This is a genomic window from Arthrobacter sp. MMS18-M83, from assembly GCF_026683955.1.
Classification (GTDB): Bacteria; Actinomycetota; Actinomycetes; order Actinomycetales; family Micrococcaceae; genus Arthrobacter.
The window spans coordinates 587,462-604,467 of record NZ_CP113343.1 but is presented as its reverse complement, the minus strand read 5'-3'; the positions used below and the strand labels follow the sequence as shown (position 1 = coordinate 604,467).

The window sequence follows — 17,006 nt, the reverse complement described above, 5'->3', positions numbered from 1 at the left end:
AATTTGAACCGCTAGTCCCCGCGCGTTCCGAAGACGATTTCATCCCAGCTGGGAATGCTGGAGCGCTTGGGCCGTGACGGCTGGCGTTCGGCAGGCGCTGCGTCGGAAGACTCGTCACCGTGGGGCCGGTTGTCAGACTCTGAAACCACGCGCTCCGACGAAGTGGATGGTGTGGCCTTGTACCAGGAATCCTTCAGCCCGGCACGGGTGACTTTTGGCTCCTCGCGTTCCCGCCGGGGAGCTCCGCCGAGCAATTCGTCCAGGCCGGCCCGCGGTGATGCCGCTTCCTGGGATTGCGTCTCGTCCTTGGGGGCCTGCGCATCGTTGTCAGGCCTGCCGCGCAGAAGGGTCACGGGGCGAAGCGGGCCCGGGATCACGGTGATTTCCCGGGTATCCGTGCTGACGCCGTCGTGCAGCCGGAGGGAATCGTCTTCCTTGTCGTCATGCTGCGGAGCCAGGCTCAGTCGCGACAGCATGGAGGCGCGAGCGTCACGACGGGTCGCGGCGGGGTCGGCCTCGGTCGGTTCGTCCGTGTCGGTTGACTCTTTATCCGAATGGCCGTCTTCGACGTCGCTGGGCCGGGGATGGGCGGCTGGAACACCGCTGCTCAGAAGCAGCGCCAAAGCGTCGTCGCTGTCTTCGTCGAGGCCCAGCCGTTGTCCGCGGCGAGAGCGCAGCATGTCCAGGAGTCCATCGGCTTCCTTGGTGGCTGCGGCGGCCGCACGGGCCGCGGCGCCGCCGTCGGCCTCAAAATCAAAAGGCCGGTCGGAAACGGCGGCGAGCCGCCGCGCCGGTACGGGGCCATCAAGCGGCTCCAGTTCGCTGAGCTGCTGGGCCCAGCGGTTGGCGTTCTGGAGGGATTTCCGGGCGGGATTGAAGGTCCACATCGCCGGTGGCTCTTCGCCGATGCTTTCCAGGCTGCCTGGCTTGGTTTCGAAGCGCGCGACGACGGTCCACGCACCATCGCTGCGGCGCCAGGAGTCCCACTCAACCGCTGAGGAGTCAATGCCGTGGGCCGTAAGTCGGTGCGCAACCATCTCGCCAAGACTGGCAGGCTCGTCGCCGAATGCTGCGCGGTACGTATCGTGGCCGGGTGCGGGGGAAGCGACTTCCACTTTGCGGGCTTGCTGCGCGATGTATTCCCTCTCGGCCAGCACCGGGCCCTCATAGCGCTGCACGTTGGCGAGCGGCAATCCTGACAGCTCTGCTACTTCCGCGGCCGTCGCACCGCTACGGATACGCGACTGAATGTCACGCGGGGACATGGCGACGGGCGTGATCGAAGCGCGGGCGGCCACCTGGGCCGGTGTCCGGCTCGCGGCAACACGCAACGCCTCGTCAATCGGAAGCTGGAACATTTCGCCGCCGGTACCGCTCAACAGGAGATGTCCGCCGTCGTCGTGGACGCCAACCAGCCGTAGATCCCGCATAAAATCCTCCACCATGGCCTATCTGACATTCGAAACTCTGCCACCCGGTGCAGCCTTTTCCTACTAGGACAAAGGGCGCGCCGCGATATTCCGCGATTTTCCGCGATTTTCCCGCGCAACCGTTCCCACGGGGCTATGGACATTTGGTGCGGCTGGGAGGACAATCTGCCCGATATCGGGCACAAAAATGCGGCCTGCTGCGTTACATCCTTAGACCGGAGCAGGTTCCGGTTGACAGGACCGCGAGCCCTGCGTGAAGCACAAGGGAGAACGAAGAAGGGACCATGGCAACGGACTACGATGCCCCTCGGAAGACAGAAGAAGACACCGAGGACTCGATCGAGGAACTCAAGTCGCATCGCACCGAGAAGCAGTCATCGGCGGTTGACATCGACGAGACTGACCTGGCCGACGCCTACGAGCTCCCCGGGGCGGACTTGTCTGGCGAAGAGCTGCTGGTCCGTGTGCTGCCTCCGCAGGCGGACGAATTCACCTGTTTCAACTGCTTCCTGGTCAAGCACCGCTCCCAGATTGCAAGGGAGAAAGACGGGCATCTTTACTGCAAGGAGTGCGAGAGCTGACCTGGGGGAACGGACCTGCCTACTTGGACAGGGCCGCCAGCAGTTCTTCAGGGCGGCGGGTAGACGTCAGCCAGTACGGGGTGCGGTCAGCAGGGTCGGTGATTTCAATGCGCACCACGGGGTCGATCCAGCCACGGAGGCACATGAACGCGAGGCCATTAAGCCGGATTCCACGCTCTGCCGTGGCTTCCTCCTTACGGAATGCCGTGACGGCGCCGACGAATTCGCGCTGAATGCTGGCGCGGCCCACCTGGACGGTATCCCGGTCCACCACAATGGCCGGGGTGGACAACACCAGCATGGTGGTCATGATCGCGAAGAGAACCAGCGCGGCGATGATGCCGGCGGTGATGCTGATCGGCGCAAACATCAGGATGCCGGCGGCAGACAAGCCGACCACAACAATCCAGATCCAAGGGGATGGCCAGAGCTTTTCCGCATACAGGACGCCCGTTCCACTTGAGGAGTGGTTCGGCGTGGGTACGGATGCAGTCGATTCAGGCATGCAACCAGCTTATCGGGACAGCGACCCCCGGAATTAACGCGCAGCAATTGCCGCGGCAGCCGCTTGCGCCAGCAACCATGGGAGCATCCCGCGGACGATAGAATATCTGACTGTGAGCCATGAGACAGCAGTAGCCAGCCCCGCAGACATTTCCGCCGAATATGGCGCGCCGACCCTTCAGATCCAACTGAAAATGCTCGACGGCGGCCTGGAAGCGCCGTCGTACGCCCACCCGGGGGACGCCGGTGCCGACTTGCGGGCCCGCACGGACGTATCCCTCGCCCCGGGGGAGCGGAAGCTGGTTCCTACAGGAGTCTCAATCGCGCTGCCAAACGGCTTTGTCGCATTGATCCACCCGAGATCGGGGCTGGCCACCAAGCACGGACTCACCGTGGTCAATGCCCCGGGCACGGTCGATGCCGGCTACCGAGGTGAAATTTCCGTGACGCTTTTGAATACGGACCAAAACCAGGCAATCGAACTCAAGCGCGGCGATAGAATTGCCCAAATGGTGATCCAGCGCGTCGAATATGCGCAGTTCGTGGCGGTGGAGGAATTGTCCGACACCGCACGCGGTACCGGCGGTTTTGGATCCACCGGAGGCTTCGCGCCGGCCGTGAGCTAACAACCCTCGGCAATCGACGCCACATGGAGCTGATTGCCATGCTGCCCGCGAGTTGACGGGCAGTCTGCGGTTTACTGGGGGATAGACCACTACTAAGGAGACAACCCGATGCTTTTTGGGCGCGGAAAGAAGTCCAAGGCCGAGCAGCCGGAAGACAAGAATACCGAGCAGGCCAAAGCCGCGACGTCGCGGCAGGATGCCGGAACGGTAGCCAGTGGAATCGCCAAGGGCGACTTCCGGCTGTCCAAGGGGCCATTCGATGCGAGCGAAATCGATAGCCAAGACGGCTACGTGGACCTTGGCGCATTGCTCATAGAGCCTTCCGAGGGCCTTCAACTGCGTCTCGAGGTGGAAGAAGCGACCCAGCGGGTAGTGGCCGTCACCATGGACCTGGACGGCTCGAGCCTTCAGCTCCAAGCTTTCGCCGCTCCCCGTTCCGAAGGACTTTGGGACGAGATCCGCGAACAGATCGGCCAGTCGGTGTCCAGCCAAGGAGGCGAAGTTGAGGAGATCCCCGGCACCTTCGGCACCGAACTCATCGCCAAGCTTCCTACCGAATCTGCCGACGGCGGACGCGGCTTCCGGGCGGCCAGGTTCATGGGGGTGGATGGGCCCCGCTGGTTCCTCCGCGGCGTCATCGGTGGCCAGGCAGCCTTGGACAGGGTCGCTGCCGAAGGCCTGGAGAATCTCTTCCGCAAGGTCGTGGTCATTCGCGGAGACAACCCCATGCCGCCACGTGAACTGCTCCAGTTGAGGCTCCCCAAGGACGCCGCAGCCCCCGGACACCACGGCGCTCCGCAGGAAACACCGGAACTTCAGCAACCCGAACGCGGCCCGGAGATCACCCAGATTGGCTGATAAAGCGCCCCGCGCCGCTGCCGCCGATGGTAGCCGAGCATCCTTGCCCCTGACTGAGCTCCCTTTGCGTGGCAGAGTCAACTGCACGGGTTTTATTGAGTCCGTAACCTACCAACCGGCCAACGAGCAAGCATATTTCTCGGCAATCGTCGTCGACCGGATCGCGCACAGGGGAGAAACCGGTCCATTGGCCCGCTTGCGCGTCATCTGGCTGGGCCGCCGTAAGGTTCCGGGCATCGAACCCGGGACCGTCCTTCGCCTCGAAGGAATGGTCACGCTGCGGGACGGGCTGCCCACCATGTTTAATCCGCGCTATGAAATCCTCTCCCGTCAGGAGCACCAATGACCGTCGCCAACGGACCCGGTCCCCACGAAAAACCAGCGCAGGAAAAGCCGGGCCAGGCAGAGGGGTTCCGCCAGGAGACGCAGGGGCCAAGTATTGCGGACATCGCCGCAGGCTACGCGGAAAAGGCCGGACTCCAAAGGAACAGCCACGGGCACGTGGATATCCTCAAGTCGGCAGGGGGTATCCAAGGGATAGCCGAGAGCATCGTGCCGGGCCTCGTATTCCTGATCGCCTTCATGGTCACCCGCGACCTTCCAGCGTCCCTGATTGCATCCCTCGCGGCGGCGGCTGTCTTTACCGTGGTGCGGCTTGTCCAGCGGCGTCCGTTGACCCAGGCACTTGCCGGGATCGCCGGCGTCGCAATTTCCGCTTGGCTCGCCAACACCACAGGCAAGGCCGAGGACTTCTACGTCCTGGGCTTTTACACGAACATCGCCTACATCGTGGGAATGGTGCTGTCCGTTGTGCTCAAGTGGCCCATTGCCGGCCTGCTCTTCGGTTTTGTCCGCAACGAAGGCTTCGATTGGCGGAAGGAGCCGGAGCGCTTGCGGGCCTACACCATCGGCACCTGGGTGGTCATCGCTGTCCTGGCTCTACGGCTTGTGGTGCAGGTTCCCCTGTACTTCATGGGCGAGCCCGGACTGGCCGCGCTCGCTACCATGAGGCTGATCATGGGCGCCCCGCTGTACATCCTTGGCCTCTGGATTGCCTGGCTCCTGACCCGGCCGACGCCAAGCGAGGAGCCAAACAAGGATCCTCAGCCGTCGAAGCCGTCGTCGTCGGACTGATCCGAAAACTCTTCCTCGACCCCAACTGATCCGTGGTCGGCCGCGGAGGGGGACAAGAGGGCCCTGAGCCCATCCTCGGCAGCAATGGTTGTGACGAAGAACAGCTCGTCGCCGCCGTCGATCACGTCATCACGGCTGGGCGTGATGGGTGCGTGATCGCGCAGGATCGCCACCAGGGTGGCGTCTTCGGGCCATTCAATGCCGCCTACCGTGCTGCCCATGATGTGCGAATCGTGGGGGACCGTGAACTCCACGAGCGAGGACACACCCGTCTGCAAAGTCAGCAGGCGGACGAGGTCACCGATTTCCACGGCTTCTTCCACGAGGGCCGTCATGAGCTGCGGAGTGTTGACCGCGACGTCGACTCCCCAGGAATCGTTGAACATCCAGTCGTTCTTGGGGTTGTTCACACGGCCCACCGTACGGCCCACGCCGAACTCGGTCTTGGCCAGCAAGGACACCACAAGGTTGACCTTGTCGTCACCGGTCGCGGACACGACGACGTCGGCCCCTTCCAGTTTCGCTTCCTGGAGCGTGCTCAATTCGCAAGCATCGCCCACCAGCCAACGCGCCCCGCGGAGGCCGCTCCGCCCGATGACCTCAGGCTTGAGGTCGATCAGCATGATCTCGTGGTTGTGGGCGAGCAATTCGCGCGCGATCGATGAACCGACGCTGCCCGCGCCGACAATAACGACTTTCACTCAGACTCCTTGGCAGGTGCGCTGGCGAGGACGCGTGCCACCTCGGCGCTGCGGTCCAGGCTCAACATGGCGTGCACAGTGTCACCTTCCTGGTACGCCGTTCCGGCCTGGGGCAGGACGCCCTCTCCGAAACGGGTGAGGAAAGCGATGCGGATCCCGGAAGCTGCTTCGATGGCAGTCAGCGGGTGCCCGATCCAGCCTTCGTCCAGGTCAACTTCAGACAAGACCAGTCGGCCGGAAGGCTCGCGGTAATCGCCAGCCAGGTGTTGTTCGGGCAGGATGCGGCGCAGGACCTGGTCCGCGCTCCAGCGCACCGCGGCAACCGTGGGGATGCCCAGGCGCTGGTAGATTTCGGCGCGGCCGGGATCGTAGATGCGGGCAACTACATGTGAAACATGGAAAGTTTCACGGGCTACCCGGGTGGCGAGGATGTTGGAATTGTCACCGCTGGAAACGGCGGCGAAGGCGTACGCTTCTTCGCAACCCGCCTGCTTCAGCGTGTCCCGGTCAAAGCCGACGCCGGTGACTTTCCGGCCGGTGAATCCGCTCCGCAGGCGACGGAAAGCACGGTCGTCCTGGTCGATGATTGCCACTGAATGGCCGGCGTCTTCCAAGGTGTGCGCCAACGTTGCGCCCACTCGTCCGCAACCCATGATCACAAAGTGAGCCACGGTTTCTCCTTCACTCTTATGCATGCCGCTCGGTAAGACTCTACCGGGGCAAGTCGTGGAAGCCAGTCCGCCGTCATGACATCGCGTTGGATTCAGAGTAGCTTTGCGGAGTGCTGACAATTCTCAACGCCGCGAAGCGGGTGTTGGTGGGGCGGCCGTTCCGGAACGATCGGCTGGCCCATACCCTGCTTCCCAAGCGCATTGCGCTGCCGATTTTCGCCTCGGATGCCCTGTCCTCTGTGGCGTATGCCCCCGACGAAATCCTGCTGACGCTGGCCCTCGCGGGCGTGAGTGCCGTGGCCATTTCGCCGCTGGTCGGCCTCGCCGTCATGGTGGTCTTGCTCACGGTTGTTGCCTCGTACCGGCAAAACGTCCACGCCTATCCTTCCGGCGGTGGCGACTACGAAATCGCCAACGTCAACCTCGGGAAGTTCGCGGGCCTGACCGTCGCGGCCGCTTTGTTGGTGGACTACGTCCTCACGGTCGCCGTGTCGATGTCCTCCGCGGCGGCGTACCTGACCACTGCGATCCCCTCTTTGCATGGGCAGCAGGCACTCATTGCCACAGTCGGCGTCGTGATCTTGGCCCTGGTGAACCTTCGCGGCATCAAGGAGGCCGGGAGTGTCTTTGCGGTTCCCACCTACATCTTCATGTTCTCCATCCTGGGCATGACGGCTGTAGGCATCTTCCAGGCGGTCACAGGCCAACTGGGCGAAGCGCCGTCGGCCGCTTTTACGATCGTCCCGCAAGAGGGATTCGACCAAGGGCTGGTCGGCTTGGCCGGGGCGTTCCTGCTCCTTCGGGCCTTCTCCTCAGGGGCAGCCGCCCTGACCGGCGTGGAGGCCATCAGCAACGGTGTGCCGAACTTCAAGAAGCCCAAGAGCAAGAACGCTGCCACGACCCTTCTCTTGTTGGGTGTCATCGCCTCGGCCATGCTCGCGGGCATCATCTACCTTGCCAACGCCACCAAGGTCCACATCGTGCTGGACCCGGCCAAGGAATTTCTCCTCAACGGCCAACCGCTGGCGGACGACTACATCCAGAACCCGGCCATCAGCCAGATCGCGGAAACTATTTTCGGCTCGGGATCCCTCCCGTTCTATATCGTCGTCGCAGCCACGGGCGTCATCCTCGTCTTCGCTTCCAACACGGCCTTCAACGGGTTCCCCGTCCTGGGCTCCATCCTCGCCCAGGATGGATACCTGCCCCGCCAGCTGCGCACACGCGGAGACCGCCTCGCCTTCAGCAACGGCGTCCTTGCGCTTGCGGGCGGGGCCCTGGTCCTCATCATTTCCTTCAATGCCGACGTCACCAAGCTGATCCAGCTCTACATCGTGGGTGTCTTCATTTCCTTCACAATGAGCCAGCTGGGCATGGTGCGGCACTGGGGCAGGGAACTCAAACTTGCCCAGGACACAGCCGTCCGGCTCAGAATATTGAAGTCCCGCACTATCAACATGCTCGGCTTCTGCATGACGGCGCTGGTGCTGACCATCGTGCTCATCACCAAGTTCGAACAGGGCGCCTGGATCGCACTCCTGGCCATGTTCGTGCTGTTCCTCATTATGTGGAGCATCCGCGCCCACTACGACAACGTGGCCAAGGAACTGGCCGTTGACGAGGACTCCTCCCCGCGGGCGCTGCCCACCAGGGTCCACGCCGTGCTGCTGGTGTCCCATGTCCGCAAACCGGTGCTGCGCGCACTCGCCTACGCAAGGGCGTCGCGGCCGTCCAGGTTGGACGCCATCATTGTCGATATCGACCATCAAGAGACAACCCACACCGTGCAGGCCTGGGACAAGCTCGACATCCCGGTCCCGTTGACCGTGTTGGCGAGCCCATACCGGGAAACCGTCACGCCCATCCTGGACTACGTCAAGAACATGCGCCGGGACTCGCCGCGCGACTTGATCGTCGTGTACATCCCGGAGTATGTCGTCGGCAAGTGGTGGGAACAGTTTGTCCACAACCAGACCGCGCTGCGCATCAAGGCCCGGCTTCACTTTGAACCCGGCGTGATGGTGGCAAGTGTTCCCTGGCAATTGAAGTCGTCCGAAGAAGCAAAGGCACTGCAGGATACCTGATGACCCACCCCAGCAACACCGAATCCAGCACGCCCGCGGCCCAGGACGGAGCTGCCAAGGAACTGGTGGTGGACGTCGGTCCCATCGCCCACGGCGGCCACTTTGTCGCTCGGCACGAAGGCAGGGTCATCTTCGTCCGGCACGGCATCCCGGGGGAGAAGGTCCGGGTCCGGTTGACGGATTCCGGCGAGTCTTCCCGTTTCTGGCGCGCCGACGTCGTCGACGTCCTAGAGGCGTCGAACGACCGGACACGCCATTTCTGGCCAATCGCCGACTCCCTTGCCGCCTGGCGGAAGGGTGGACCGCCGGTGGGGGGTGCCGAACTCGGCCACGTGACGCTGGAACGGCAGCGCCTGCTCAAATCCGAAGTCCTCGCCGAGCAGCTGAAGCGGCTCGCCGGCGTCGAGCTGGACGTCGAGGTGGAGCCCGCCGCCGGACATGATCCAACTTCCGACGGCGGTCCAGGCCTCGGCTGGCGAACGCGGGCCAGTTTTACCGTCACCCCGGGCGGCCGCCTGGGAATGCACGCCCACCGCTCCGACGTCGTCATTCCGGTTCGCGAGATGCCGCTCGCGCTTCCGGGCATCAATGACTTGCGGCTGTGGGACATCGATTTGCACGGTATTTCACGGGTGGAAGTTGCAGCACCTGCCAACGGATCACGTCCGCTGGTCCTCCTCGCCCCGGAGGAGGGGACCGACGCCCGGCGCCTCAACCGGATACTAGGGCAGCTCCCGCACGATGTTTCCGTGGCGAGCTTCGACCCGGCCCGCGGCGAAGTGTTGCAGTTGCGCGGTAGGACCTGGGTCCAGGAGTCGGCAGCCGGTCATGAATACCGAGTCACAGGAGAGGGCTTCTGGCAGATCCATAAAGACGCTCCGGACACTCTGGTGGGGGCGGTGACGGGATTCCTGCGCGACGGCGGCTACCTTCTTCCGGGATCGGCCGTGGCTGATCTTTACGCGGGAGCCGGATTGTTTACGGCGCCCCTGGCGGACGCGGTGGGGGTTACCGGTTCGGTACTATCCGTGGAAGGATCGCCCGGCACCAGCCGGGATGCCCGGAAGAACCTGCACGGCGAACCGCATGTGGAGATCGTCCAGGGCCGGGTGGAACGCGTCCTGCGGCAACGGCCCCGCAACTTCGACTCCTTGGTGATCGATCCGCCACGGGCCGGTGCGGGCAAAGCCGTTGTCAGCCAGCTGATTGAGTCCGGACCGCGGGCAATCGCCTATGTGTCGTGTGATCCGGCCTCGTTCGCGCGTGATCTGGGGTACTTCCGCAACGGCGGCTGGCGGCTTGAAGCACTCCGGGCCTTTGACCTGTATCCGCACACGCACCACTTGGAGACCGTTGCGTTGCTGGTGCCCGCGGCGTAGCCGCCACTACGATGGTGGAGAAGTTCCAAGTCGCGCTTCACTTCTCCACCGACCAACGGCAGCCGCTCAGATTAGGCTTGCCTAACTGGCTAGCGGTCAACCGCGCGACAAAGATGAAAGCTGTTGCGAGAGGAGTCCTGCCATGAGCACTGTGGACAGCTTCGGTTCCAAAGGCGTACTGAATGTAGCCGGCACCGATTATGAAATTTTCCGGTTGAACTCCGTTGAAGGCGCTGACAGCCTTCCGTTCAGCCTTAAAGTATTGCTTGAAAACCTCCTGCGGACGGAAGACGGCGCCAATATCACGGCCGATCACGTCCGCGCCCTGGCCGGTTGGGACCCGAATGCCCAGCCAGACACCGAAATCCAGTTCACGCCGGCTCGAGTCATCATGCAGGACTTCACCGGCGTTCCGTGTGTCGTCGACTTGGCCACCATGCGCGAAGCCGTCAAGGACCTCGGCGGCGACCCCAAGCGCGTCAATCCGCTGGCACCGGCCGAGATGGTCATCGACCACTCCGTCCAGATCGATGCCTTCGGCAACTCCGGCGCCCTTGAGCGCAACATGGAGATCGAATACCAGCGCAACGGCGAGCGTTACCAGTTCCTGCGCTGGGGTCAGACTGCTTTTGACGACTTCAAGGTTGTTCCCCCGGGAACCGGCATCGTCCACCAGGTCAACATCGAATACCTGGCTCGCACCGTCATGACCCGCGAAGTTGACGGCGTCCTCCGTGCGTACCCGGACACCTGCGTCGGCACCGACTCCCACACCACCATGGTCAACGGCCTGGGCGTGCTGGGCTGGGGCGTGGGCGGCATTGAAGCCGAGGCTGCCATGCTCGGCCAGCCCGTCTCCATGCTGATCCCGCGCGTCGTCGGCTTCAAGCTCACTGGTTCCATCCCTGCCGGTGCCACCGCCACGGACGTCGTCCTGACCATCACCGAGCAGCTGCGCAACCACGGCGTGGTCGGCAAGTTCGTGGAGTTCTACGGCGAAGGCGTTGCGGCGGTGCCGCTGGCCAACCGCGCCACCATCGGCAACATGAGCCCGGAGTTCGGCTCCACGGCAGCGATGTTCCCGATCGACGACGTCACGCTCGAGTACTTGCGCCTCACCGGCCGCTCCGATCAGAACGTCGCCCTGGTCGAGGCCTACGCGAAGGAACAGGGCCTCTGGCACGATCCCTCGCACGAGATCAAGTTCTCCGAGTACCTTGAGCTCGACCTGTCCACGGTTGTTCCCTCGATCTCGGGCCCGAAGCGTCCCCAGGACCGCATCATCCTCACGGAGTCCAAGGCCCAGTTCCGCGAGGACCTGCGCAATTACGTGAAGGAAGACCTGGCCGACGGAAGCCTGGACGAAGCGATTGACGAGAGCTTCCCGGCCTCGGACTCGCCGTCGTTCACTGCCTCCGCGACGCACGTGGCTGACGTAGCGCCGCACGCACACGGCCCGAAGTCCAACGGTCGTCCGTCGAACAAGGTGAGCGTCACAACAGCTGACGGCCGCGAATTCGAACTGGACCATGGTGCCGTCTCGATCGCTTCGATCACGTCTTGCACCAACACGTCCAACCCCTCCGTGATGCTGGCTGCCGCGCTGCTGGCCCGCAACGCCGTGGACAAGGGACTCGCCTCCAAGCCGTGGGTCAAGACTTCGGTCGCTCCCGGCTCCAAGGTTGTCACCGATTACTACGAGAAGTCCGGCCTGACTCCCTACCTGGAGAAGCTCGGCTTCTACATTGTCGGCTATGGCTGCGCCACCTGCATCGGCAACTCCGGGCCGCTCGACGCCGAAATCTCCGAGGCGATCCAGGCCAACGACCTTTCCGTCACCGCTGTCCTCTCGGGCAACCGCAACTTCGAAGGGCGCATCAACCCGGACGTCAAGATGAACTACCTGGCCTCCCCGCCGCTGGTCATCGCCTACGCCCTGGCCGGAACCATGGACTTCGACTTCGAGGCTGACCCGCTGGGCCAGGACCAGGACGGCAACGATGTCTTCTTGAAGGACATCTGGCCGAACCCCGTCGAGGTCCAGAAGGTCATCGATTCCTCGATCGACAAGGAAATGTTCGCCCGCGGCTACGAGGGCGTCTTTGACGGCGACGACCGCTGGAAGGCGCTCGCCACCCCGGCAGGCGACACCTTCGCCTGGGACGCCAAGTCCACATACGTCCGGAAGCCCCCGTACTTCGAAGGCATGAAGGCACAGCCGGATCCGGTAACGGACATCACCGGCGCCCGCGTCCTACTGAAGCTCGGCGACTCCGTCACCACCGACCACATCTCCCCGGCCGGTTCCTTCAAGTCAGACACCCCTGCTGGCCAGTACCTTCTGGCCAACGGTGTGGAGCGCAAGGACTTCAACTCCTACGGCTCACGCCGTGGCAACCACGAGGTCATGATCCGCGGTACGTTCGCGAACATCCGCATCAAGAACCAGCTGCTTGACGGCGTCGAGGGTGGCTTCACCAGGGACTTCACCCAGGCGGACGGCCCCCAGGCGTACGTCTACGACGCCGCCCAGAACTACCAGGACGCCGGCACACCGCTGGTTGTCCTGGCTGGCAAGGAGTACGGTTCCGGTTCGTCCCGCGACTGGGCTGCCAAGGGCACCGCGCTGCTGGGCGTGAAGGCTGTCATCGCCGAAAGCTACGAGCGTATCCACCGCTCCAACCTCATCGGCATGGGCGTCCTCCCGCTGCAGTACCCGGCCGGCGAATCCGCAGCGTCCCTAGGCCTGGTCGGCACGGAAACGTTCTCCGTCGAGGGCGTCACCGAGCTGAACAACGGCACGACGCCGAGGACGCTCAAGGTCACTGCAACGGCCGAGGACGGCAGCACCAAGTCCTTCGATGCCGTGCTGCGCATCGATACCCCGGGCGAAGCCGACTACTACCGCAACGGCGGAATCCTGCAGTATGTCCTGCGCCAGATCTCCGCGCACTAGCGGTATTTAGCGCAGACTCCGCCTGAGCCAAAAGGCAACAGCTACAGCCCCGGATGGTCATTGACCAACCGGGGCTGTAGCCTTTCCTGCGGCTTGGTGCCGGCCAAGGCGTTAGAGTTGTATAGCACGTCAATCACCCTAAGGAGGGGCCGTTGGGACTTTTGGAGACAATCCGGAACCCGCAGGACCTGAGCAAGCTCACCGTTCACCAGTTGGAGCAGCTTGCAGGCGAGATCAGGACTTTCCTCATCACCAACGTCGCTCAAACGGGTGGACACCTCGGGCCGAACCTTGGCGTGGTGGAACTCACCATGGCCATCCATAAGGTCTTCGATTCACCGCGCGACAGCATCGTTTTCGACACCGGCCACCAGTCCTACGTCCACAAATTGCTGACAGGACGGCAGGACTTCAGCACCCTTCGGCAGCAAGGCGGCATGTCCGGGTATCCCGATCGTGGCGAGTCCGAGCACGACATCGTGGAGAGCTCCCACGCCTCATCCTCGCTGTCCTGGGCCGACGGCATTTCCCGCGCCCGGCAATTGACAGGGGAAGGCGATCGCTGCGTCGTCGCCGTCGTGGGTGACGGCGCCCTGACGGGTGGCATGGCTTGGGAAGCGATCAACAACATTGCCGCGGACAAACGGCGCCGCGTGGTGATCGTGGTGAACGACAACGGCCGCTCCTATGCCCCTACCGTCGGCGGTTTGGCAGATTACCTTGCTTCATTGCGTCCCACGATCGACTCCTTCCGGGCTGCTCCCACCTATGAGGTTGTGTTGGATTGGTGGAAGAAGAAGCTGCAGAACGGCGGTCCGATCGGCCAGTTCACCTACAGGAGCCTGCATGCCATGAAGAAGGGCATCAAGGATTGGTGGGCTCCGCAAGGCATGTTTGAAGACCTCGGCATGAAGTACATCGGCCCAGTCGACGGCCACAACATGCGCGCCCTGGAGCACGCTCTCACCACGGCCCGCAATTATGGCGGACCGGTGATCGTCCACGCCATGACCGAAAAGGGCCACGGCTACGCGCCCGCCCTTGCCAATGAGGCAGACCAGTTCCACGCCGTCGGCATCATCGACCCGGAGACCGGCGAACCCACTGAGGCCGGTGGAGCCCGCTCCTGGACGTCGGTATTCGGCGAGGAAATCGCGGATATTGCCGACGAACGCAAGGACATTGTGGGCATCACCGGGGCCATGCTGATCCCCGTTGGCCTGCACAAGTTCGCCGAACGGCACCCGGAAAGGGTGATCGACGTCGGCATCGCTGAACAGCACGCCCTCACCTCGGCCGCAGGGATGGCCTTCGGGGGACTGCACCCGGTAGTCGCCGTGTACGCCACCTTCCTCAACCGCGCGTTCGATCAGCTCCTCATGGACGTTGCCCTTCACAAGGCCGGAGTCACGGTTGTCTTGGACCGCGCCGGCGTGACCGGCCCGGACGGCGCCAGCCACCACGGCATGTGGGACATGGCCATGGTCCAGATTGTTCCCGGGCTTCATCTCGCGGCTCCGCGCGATGCCAGCCGCCTGCGCGAAGAGCTCCGCGAGGCCGTCGCGATCGGCGACGCGCCCAGCGTGGTGCGCTTCTCCAAGGGCAGCGTCGGAAGCGAGATCGACGCGATCGAACGGCTTTCCGACGGCGTCGATGTGTTGGCGCGCCGCCCCGGAGGCTCCACCGAGAACGACGTCCTGATTGTCAGCGTGGGCGCCATGTCCGAGCTCGCCCTCGACGTCGCATCCCGGCTCGGTTCCCAAGGCATCAGTTCCACAGTGGTGGATCCGCGCTGGGTCCTACCGGTTCGCAAATCCATCATTGCCCTCGCCGCCCGGCACCGTTTGGTGATCTGCATCGAAGACGGCGTGCGTGCGGGTGGCGTCGGATCCCGGATTCGCCAGGAGATGCGGGCGGCCGGTGTGGACACTGCCCTCAACGAGGTGGGCCTTCCGGTCGAATTCCTCGACCATGGAACCAGAAGCCAAGTGCTTGAGCGCGTCGGGCTTACCGCCCAACAGATAACGCACGATGTCGTCGCGCAGGTTCTAGGGACAAAGGTACCTTTCGCGCGTCCCCTGCCGGGACAGGAACACCCCACCACAGGCAGCCTTCCCAAGCTTTGATAGGGGACGCATCGCGGCGAGAATGCGGTGTGCTTCACAAGGCAGTATTCAATAAGCAGGCACCCCTCGACGGCACAGGACCCAGCAGTACCTGCGTCGAATGGTTCAGAAAAGGACGGGCATGAGCGGCATTATTCGCACCTACAAGCGCGACGACGAAACAGTCCTGCATTTCCGGGAGGCCTGGTACGACGACGAATTCAAGCAGTTCGTGATCAACCACGGAGTCGTCGGGCACCAGAGCAGCAGTGACGAATCCGACGTCGAAGACGAGGCCGCCGTCGAAGGACTCATGACGGCCTTTGCAGCGCAATGCGAAGAGGATGGCTACGCGGAGATCCCGGAGACTGAGCAGTTCTGGGTGGTCGCCCAGATCGCGCTGAAGACGAAGGACGGCACCGAGCGCGACCGCTACCTTGAACGGAAGGCCAAGGCTGCTCTGACCAGCGAACTGGCCTGGCGGGGCCTGGGGACCGTGGACCGTTCCGAAATCGGCGATTCGAAGCTCAACATCTATTGCTTGTGCCCGGATGTCAACAAGGCCGTCAACGCGATCAAGGTGTGTATCCGCGGAGAAGACCTCGACTTCACCAAGCTGAGCGTCGCAGCGGCACCCCATGCCGAACCTACTTCCTTCAAAGTAAAACACTCGCCGAAAACCGGCGCGGGCTTTACCCTCTAAAGACCACACCACCGCTTGGAAGGGACAACCATGGCGCCCAAGAGCAACTGGCCCGGGCACACTCCGCTGCCGAAGGGCTTGTCCGCTCCGGCGCGCAGGGCGCTTGCCCACGAAGGGCTGGAAACCTTGGAGCAGCTCGCCGATTTCGGTGAGCTGCGGGTGGCAGCTTTGCACGGCATGGGTCCGAAGGTCATGGCCCAGTTGCACGACGCGATGGAAGAGGCAGGCATCGCGTTCGGATCTTGAGTGGCCAAAGAATTGCCAACTGTCCTCCGCGGGCATTGTAGGGTGAAATCATGACTGAATATCGCCGTCTTGGAAATTCCGGATTGACCGTCTCAGTAGTCGGTTTGGGGTGCAACAACCTCGGGCGGGCCAATACGGCCACAGAATCGCAAGATGGCACGAACGCGGTGGTGCATGCCGCTTTGGATGCCGGCGTCACCCTTTTCGACGTTGCCGACACCTACGGCCGCGAGCCTGGCCTCAGCGAGACCATGCTCGGCGTCGCACTGAAGGGCCGCCGGGACGACGCCATCGTGGCCACGAAGTTCGGCATGGACATGCGCGGCGCCAACGGCAACGACTTCGGTGCCCGCGGATCACGACGCTACATCATCCAGGCCGCAGAGGCGTCGCTGCGCCGCCTTGGCACCGACTGGATTGACCTGTACCAGTACCACACCCCGGATCCGCTCACCCCTGTGGAGGAGACCCTCGCGGCCCTCGATGACCTTGTCACGAGCGGCAAGGTCCGGTACATCGGCCACTCTAACCGTGCCGGCTGGCAAATCGCCGAGGCCGAATACGTCGCCCGGATCCGGGGCGGTGCCCGGTTCATTTCGACGCAAAACCACTACAACCTCCTGGATCGCCGCGCAGAACTCGAAGTGCTGCCGGCCGCCCAAGCCTTTGGGCTCGGTGTCCTGCCGTATTTCCCTCTGGCAAACGGCCTGCTCACCGGCAAGTATGCGCCAGGCAGTGCCCCGGAGGGTTCGCGCCTCAGCCACACCAGGACCAACTTGGTCAACGACGCCGATTGGGTCCAGTTGGGACGCTTCAGCCAATTCGCCAAGGAAAGGGACCTGAGCGAACTGCAGCTGGCGTTCTCCTGGCTGGCCGCCCAGCCTGCCGTCAGCAGCGTCATTGCAGGAGCTACACGCCCCGAGCAAATCGCAGAAAATGCGCAAGCAGTGCGCTGGGCGCCGACGGCGGAAGAGCGCGCCGAATTGGATGACATCTTCCCGCGTTCGCCCAAGGTTGCCCTTTTCTGA

The 17,006-nt window shown here is 63.5% G+C and carries 16 protein-coding genes; 12 read left to right on the top strand and 4 right to left on the bottom strand.

Annotated elements, in window-relative coordinates:
• Positions 1-11 precede the first annotated feature (11 nt).
• Entirely contained in the window at positions 12-1,430 is a 1,419-nt protein-coding gene (gene sepH, locus OW521_RS02910; RefSeq protein WP_268022787.1) for a septation protein SepH, read from the bottom strand.
• Between the two features lie 284 nt (positions 1,431-1,714).
• Here sepH and OW521_RS02905 point away from each other — a divergent pair, with 284 nt between their 5' ends.
• Complete coding sequence (locus OW521_RS02905) at positions 1,715-2,011, top strand: DUF4193 domain-containing protein (RefSeq protein ID WP_268022785.1); 297 nt, start codon at positions 1,715-1,717, stop codon at positions 2,009-2,011.
• Positions 2,012-2,030: 19 nt separating this feature from the next.
• Here the strand turns inward: OW521_RS02905 and OW521_RS02900 are convergent, their stop codons facing one another.
• Positions 2,031-2,516 carry a DUF3093 domain-containing protein gene (locus OW521_RS02900; RefSeq protein ID WP_268022782.1) on the bottom strand — a complete coding sequence of 162 codons (486 nt, stop codon included), beginning with the start codon at positions 2,514-2,516 and terminating at the stop codon, positions 2,031-2,033.
• 112 nt (positions 2,517-2,628) lie between these two features.
• On the opposite strand from OW521_RS02900, the gene dut reads away from it, so the two are divergent.
• The 4 genes from dut (at position 2,629) to OW521_RS02880 (ending at position 5,133) form a co-directional block, all read left to right on the top strand.
• Positions 2,629-3,141: a dUTP diphosphatase gene (gene dut / locus OW521_RS02895; RefSeq protein ID WP_268022780.1), complete on the top strand. Its 513-nt coding sequence runs from the start codon at positions 2,629-2,631 to the stop codon at positions 3,139-3,141.
• Between the two features lie 108 nt (positions 3,142-3,249).
• The gene (locus OW521_RS02890) at positions 3,250-3,999 is read left to right on the top strand and encodes a DUF3710 domain-containing protein (RefSeq protein WP_268022778.1); all 750 of its coding nucleotides are present in this window, start codon (positions 3,250-3,252) and stop codon (positions 3,997-3,999) included.
• The gene (locus OW521_RS02885) at positions 3,992-4,345 is read left to right on the top strand and encodes a hypothetical protein (RefSeq protein ID WP_268022777.1); all 354 of its coding nucleotides are present in this window, start codon (positions 3,992-3,994) and stop codon (positions 4,343-4,345) included. The genes OW521_RS02890 and OW521_RS02885 overlap by 8 nt, the downstream gene beginning before the upstream one ends.
• Positions 4,342-5,133 carry a DUF3159 domain-containing protein gene (locus tag OW521_RS02880; protein WP_268022775.1) on the top strand — a complete coding sequence of 264 codons (792 nt, stop codon included), beginning with the start codon at positions 4,342-4,344 and terminating at the stop codon, positions 5,131-5,133. Before OW521_RS02885 ends, OW521_RS02880 begins: the two co-directional genes overlap by 4 nt.
• Here OW521_RS02880 and OW521_RS02875 read toward each other — a convergent pair.
• Positions 5,103-5,834 carry a potassium channel family protein gene (locus OW521_RS02875; RefSeq protein ID WP_265978964.1) on the bottom strand — a complete coding sequence of 244 codons (732 nt, stop codon included), beginning with the start codon at positions 5,832-5,834 and terminating at the stop codon, positions 5,103-5,105. The genes OW521_RS02880 and OW521_RS02875 overlap by 31 nt on opposite strands.
• On the bottom strand, positions 5,831-6,505 hold the full coding sequence (locus OW521_RS02870; protein WP_268022772.1) for a potassium channel family protein: 675 nt from the start codon (positions 6,503-6,505) through the stop codon (positions 5,831-5,833). The genes OW521_RS02875 and OW521_RS02870 overlap by 4 nt, the downstream gene beginning before the upstream one ends.
• A gap of 110 nt (positions 6,506-6,615) precedes the next feature.
• Between OW521_RS02870 and OW521_RS02865 the strand changes: the two genes are divergently transcribed.
• From OW521_RS02865 to OW521_RS02835, 7 genes are all read left to right on the top strand, one after another.
• Complete coding sequence (locus OW521_RS02865) at positions 6,616-8,589, top strand: APC family permease (protein ID WP_268022769.1); 1,974 nt, start codon at positions 6,616-6,618, stop codon at positions 8,587-8,589.
• Entirely contained in the window at positions 8,589-9,968 is a 1,380-nt protein-coding gene (locus OW521_RS02860; protein ID WP_268022767.1) for a class I SAM-dependent RNA methyltransferase, read from the top strand. Before OW521_RS02865 ends, OW521_RS02860 begins: the two co-directional genes overlap by 1 nt.
• 142 nt (positions 9,969-10,110) lie before the next feature.
• Entirely contained in the window at positions 10,111-12,924 is a 2,814-nt protein-coding gene (locus tag OW521_RS02855) for an aconitate hydratase (protein WP_268022765.1), read from the top strand.
• 152 nt (positions 12,925-13,076) lie between these two features.
• Complete coding sequence (gene dxs, locus OW521_RS02850; RefSeq protein ID WP_268022763.1) at positions 13,077-15,050, top strand: 1-deoxy-D-xylulose-5-phosphate synthase; 1,974 nt, start codon at positions 13,077-13,079, stop codon at positions 15,048-15,050.
• A gap of 121 nt (positions 15,051-15,171) precedes the next feature.
• A complete protein-coding gene (locus OW521_RS02845; protein ID WP_268022761.1) occupies positions 15,172-15,732 on the top strand; it encodes a hypothetical protein in 561 nt (186 codons plus the stop codon).
• Between the two features lie 30 nt (positions 15,733-15,762).
• A complete protein-coding gene (locus tag OW521_RS02840) occupies positions 15,763-15,978 on the top strand; it encodes a hypothetical protein (protein WP_268022759.1) in 216 nt (71 codons plus the stop codon).
• Positions 15,979-16,028: 50 nt separating this feature from the next.
• Positions 16,029-17,006, top strand: a complete 978-nt coding sequence (locus OW521_RS02835) for an aldo/keto reductase (protein ID WP_268022757.1) — start codon at positions 16,029-16,031, stop codon at positions 17,004-17,006.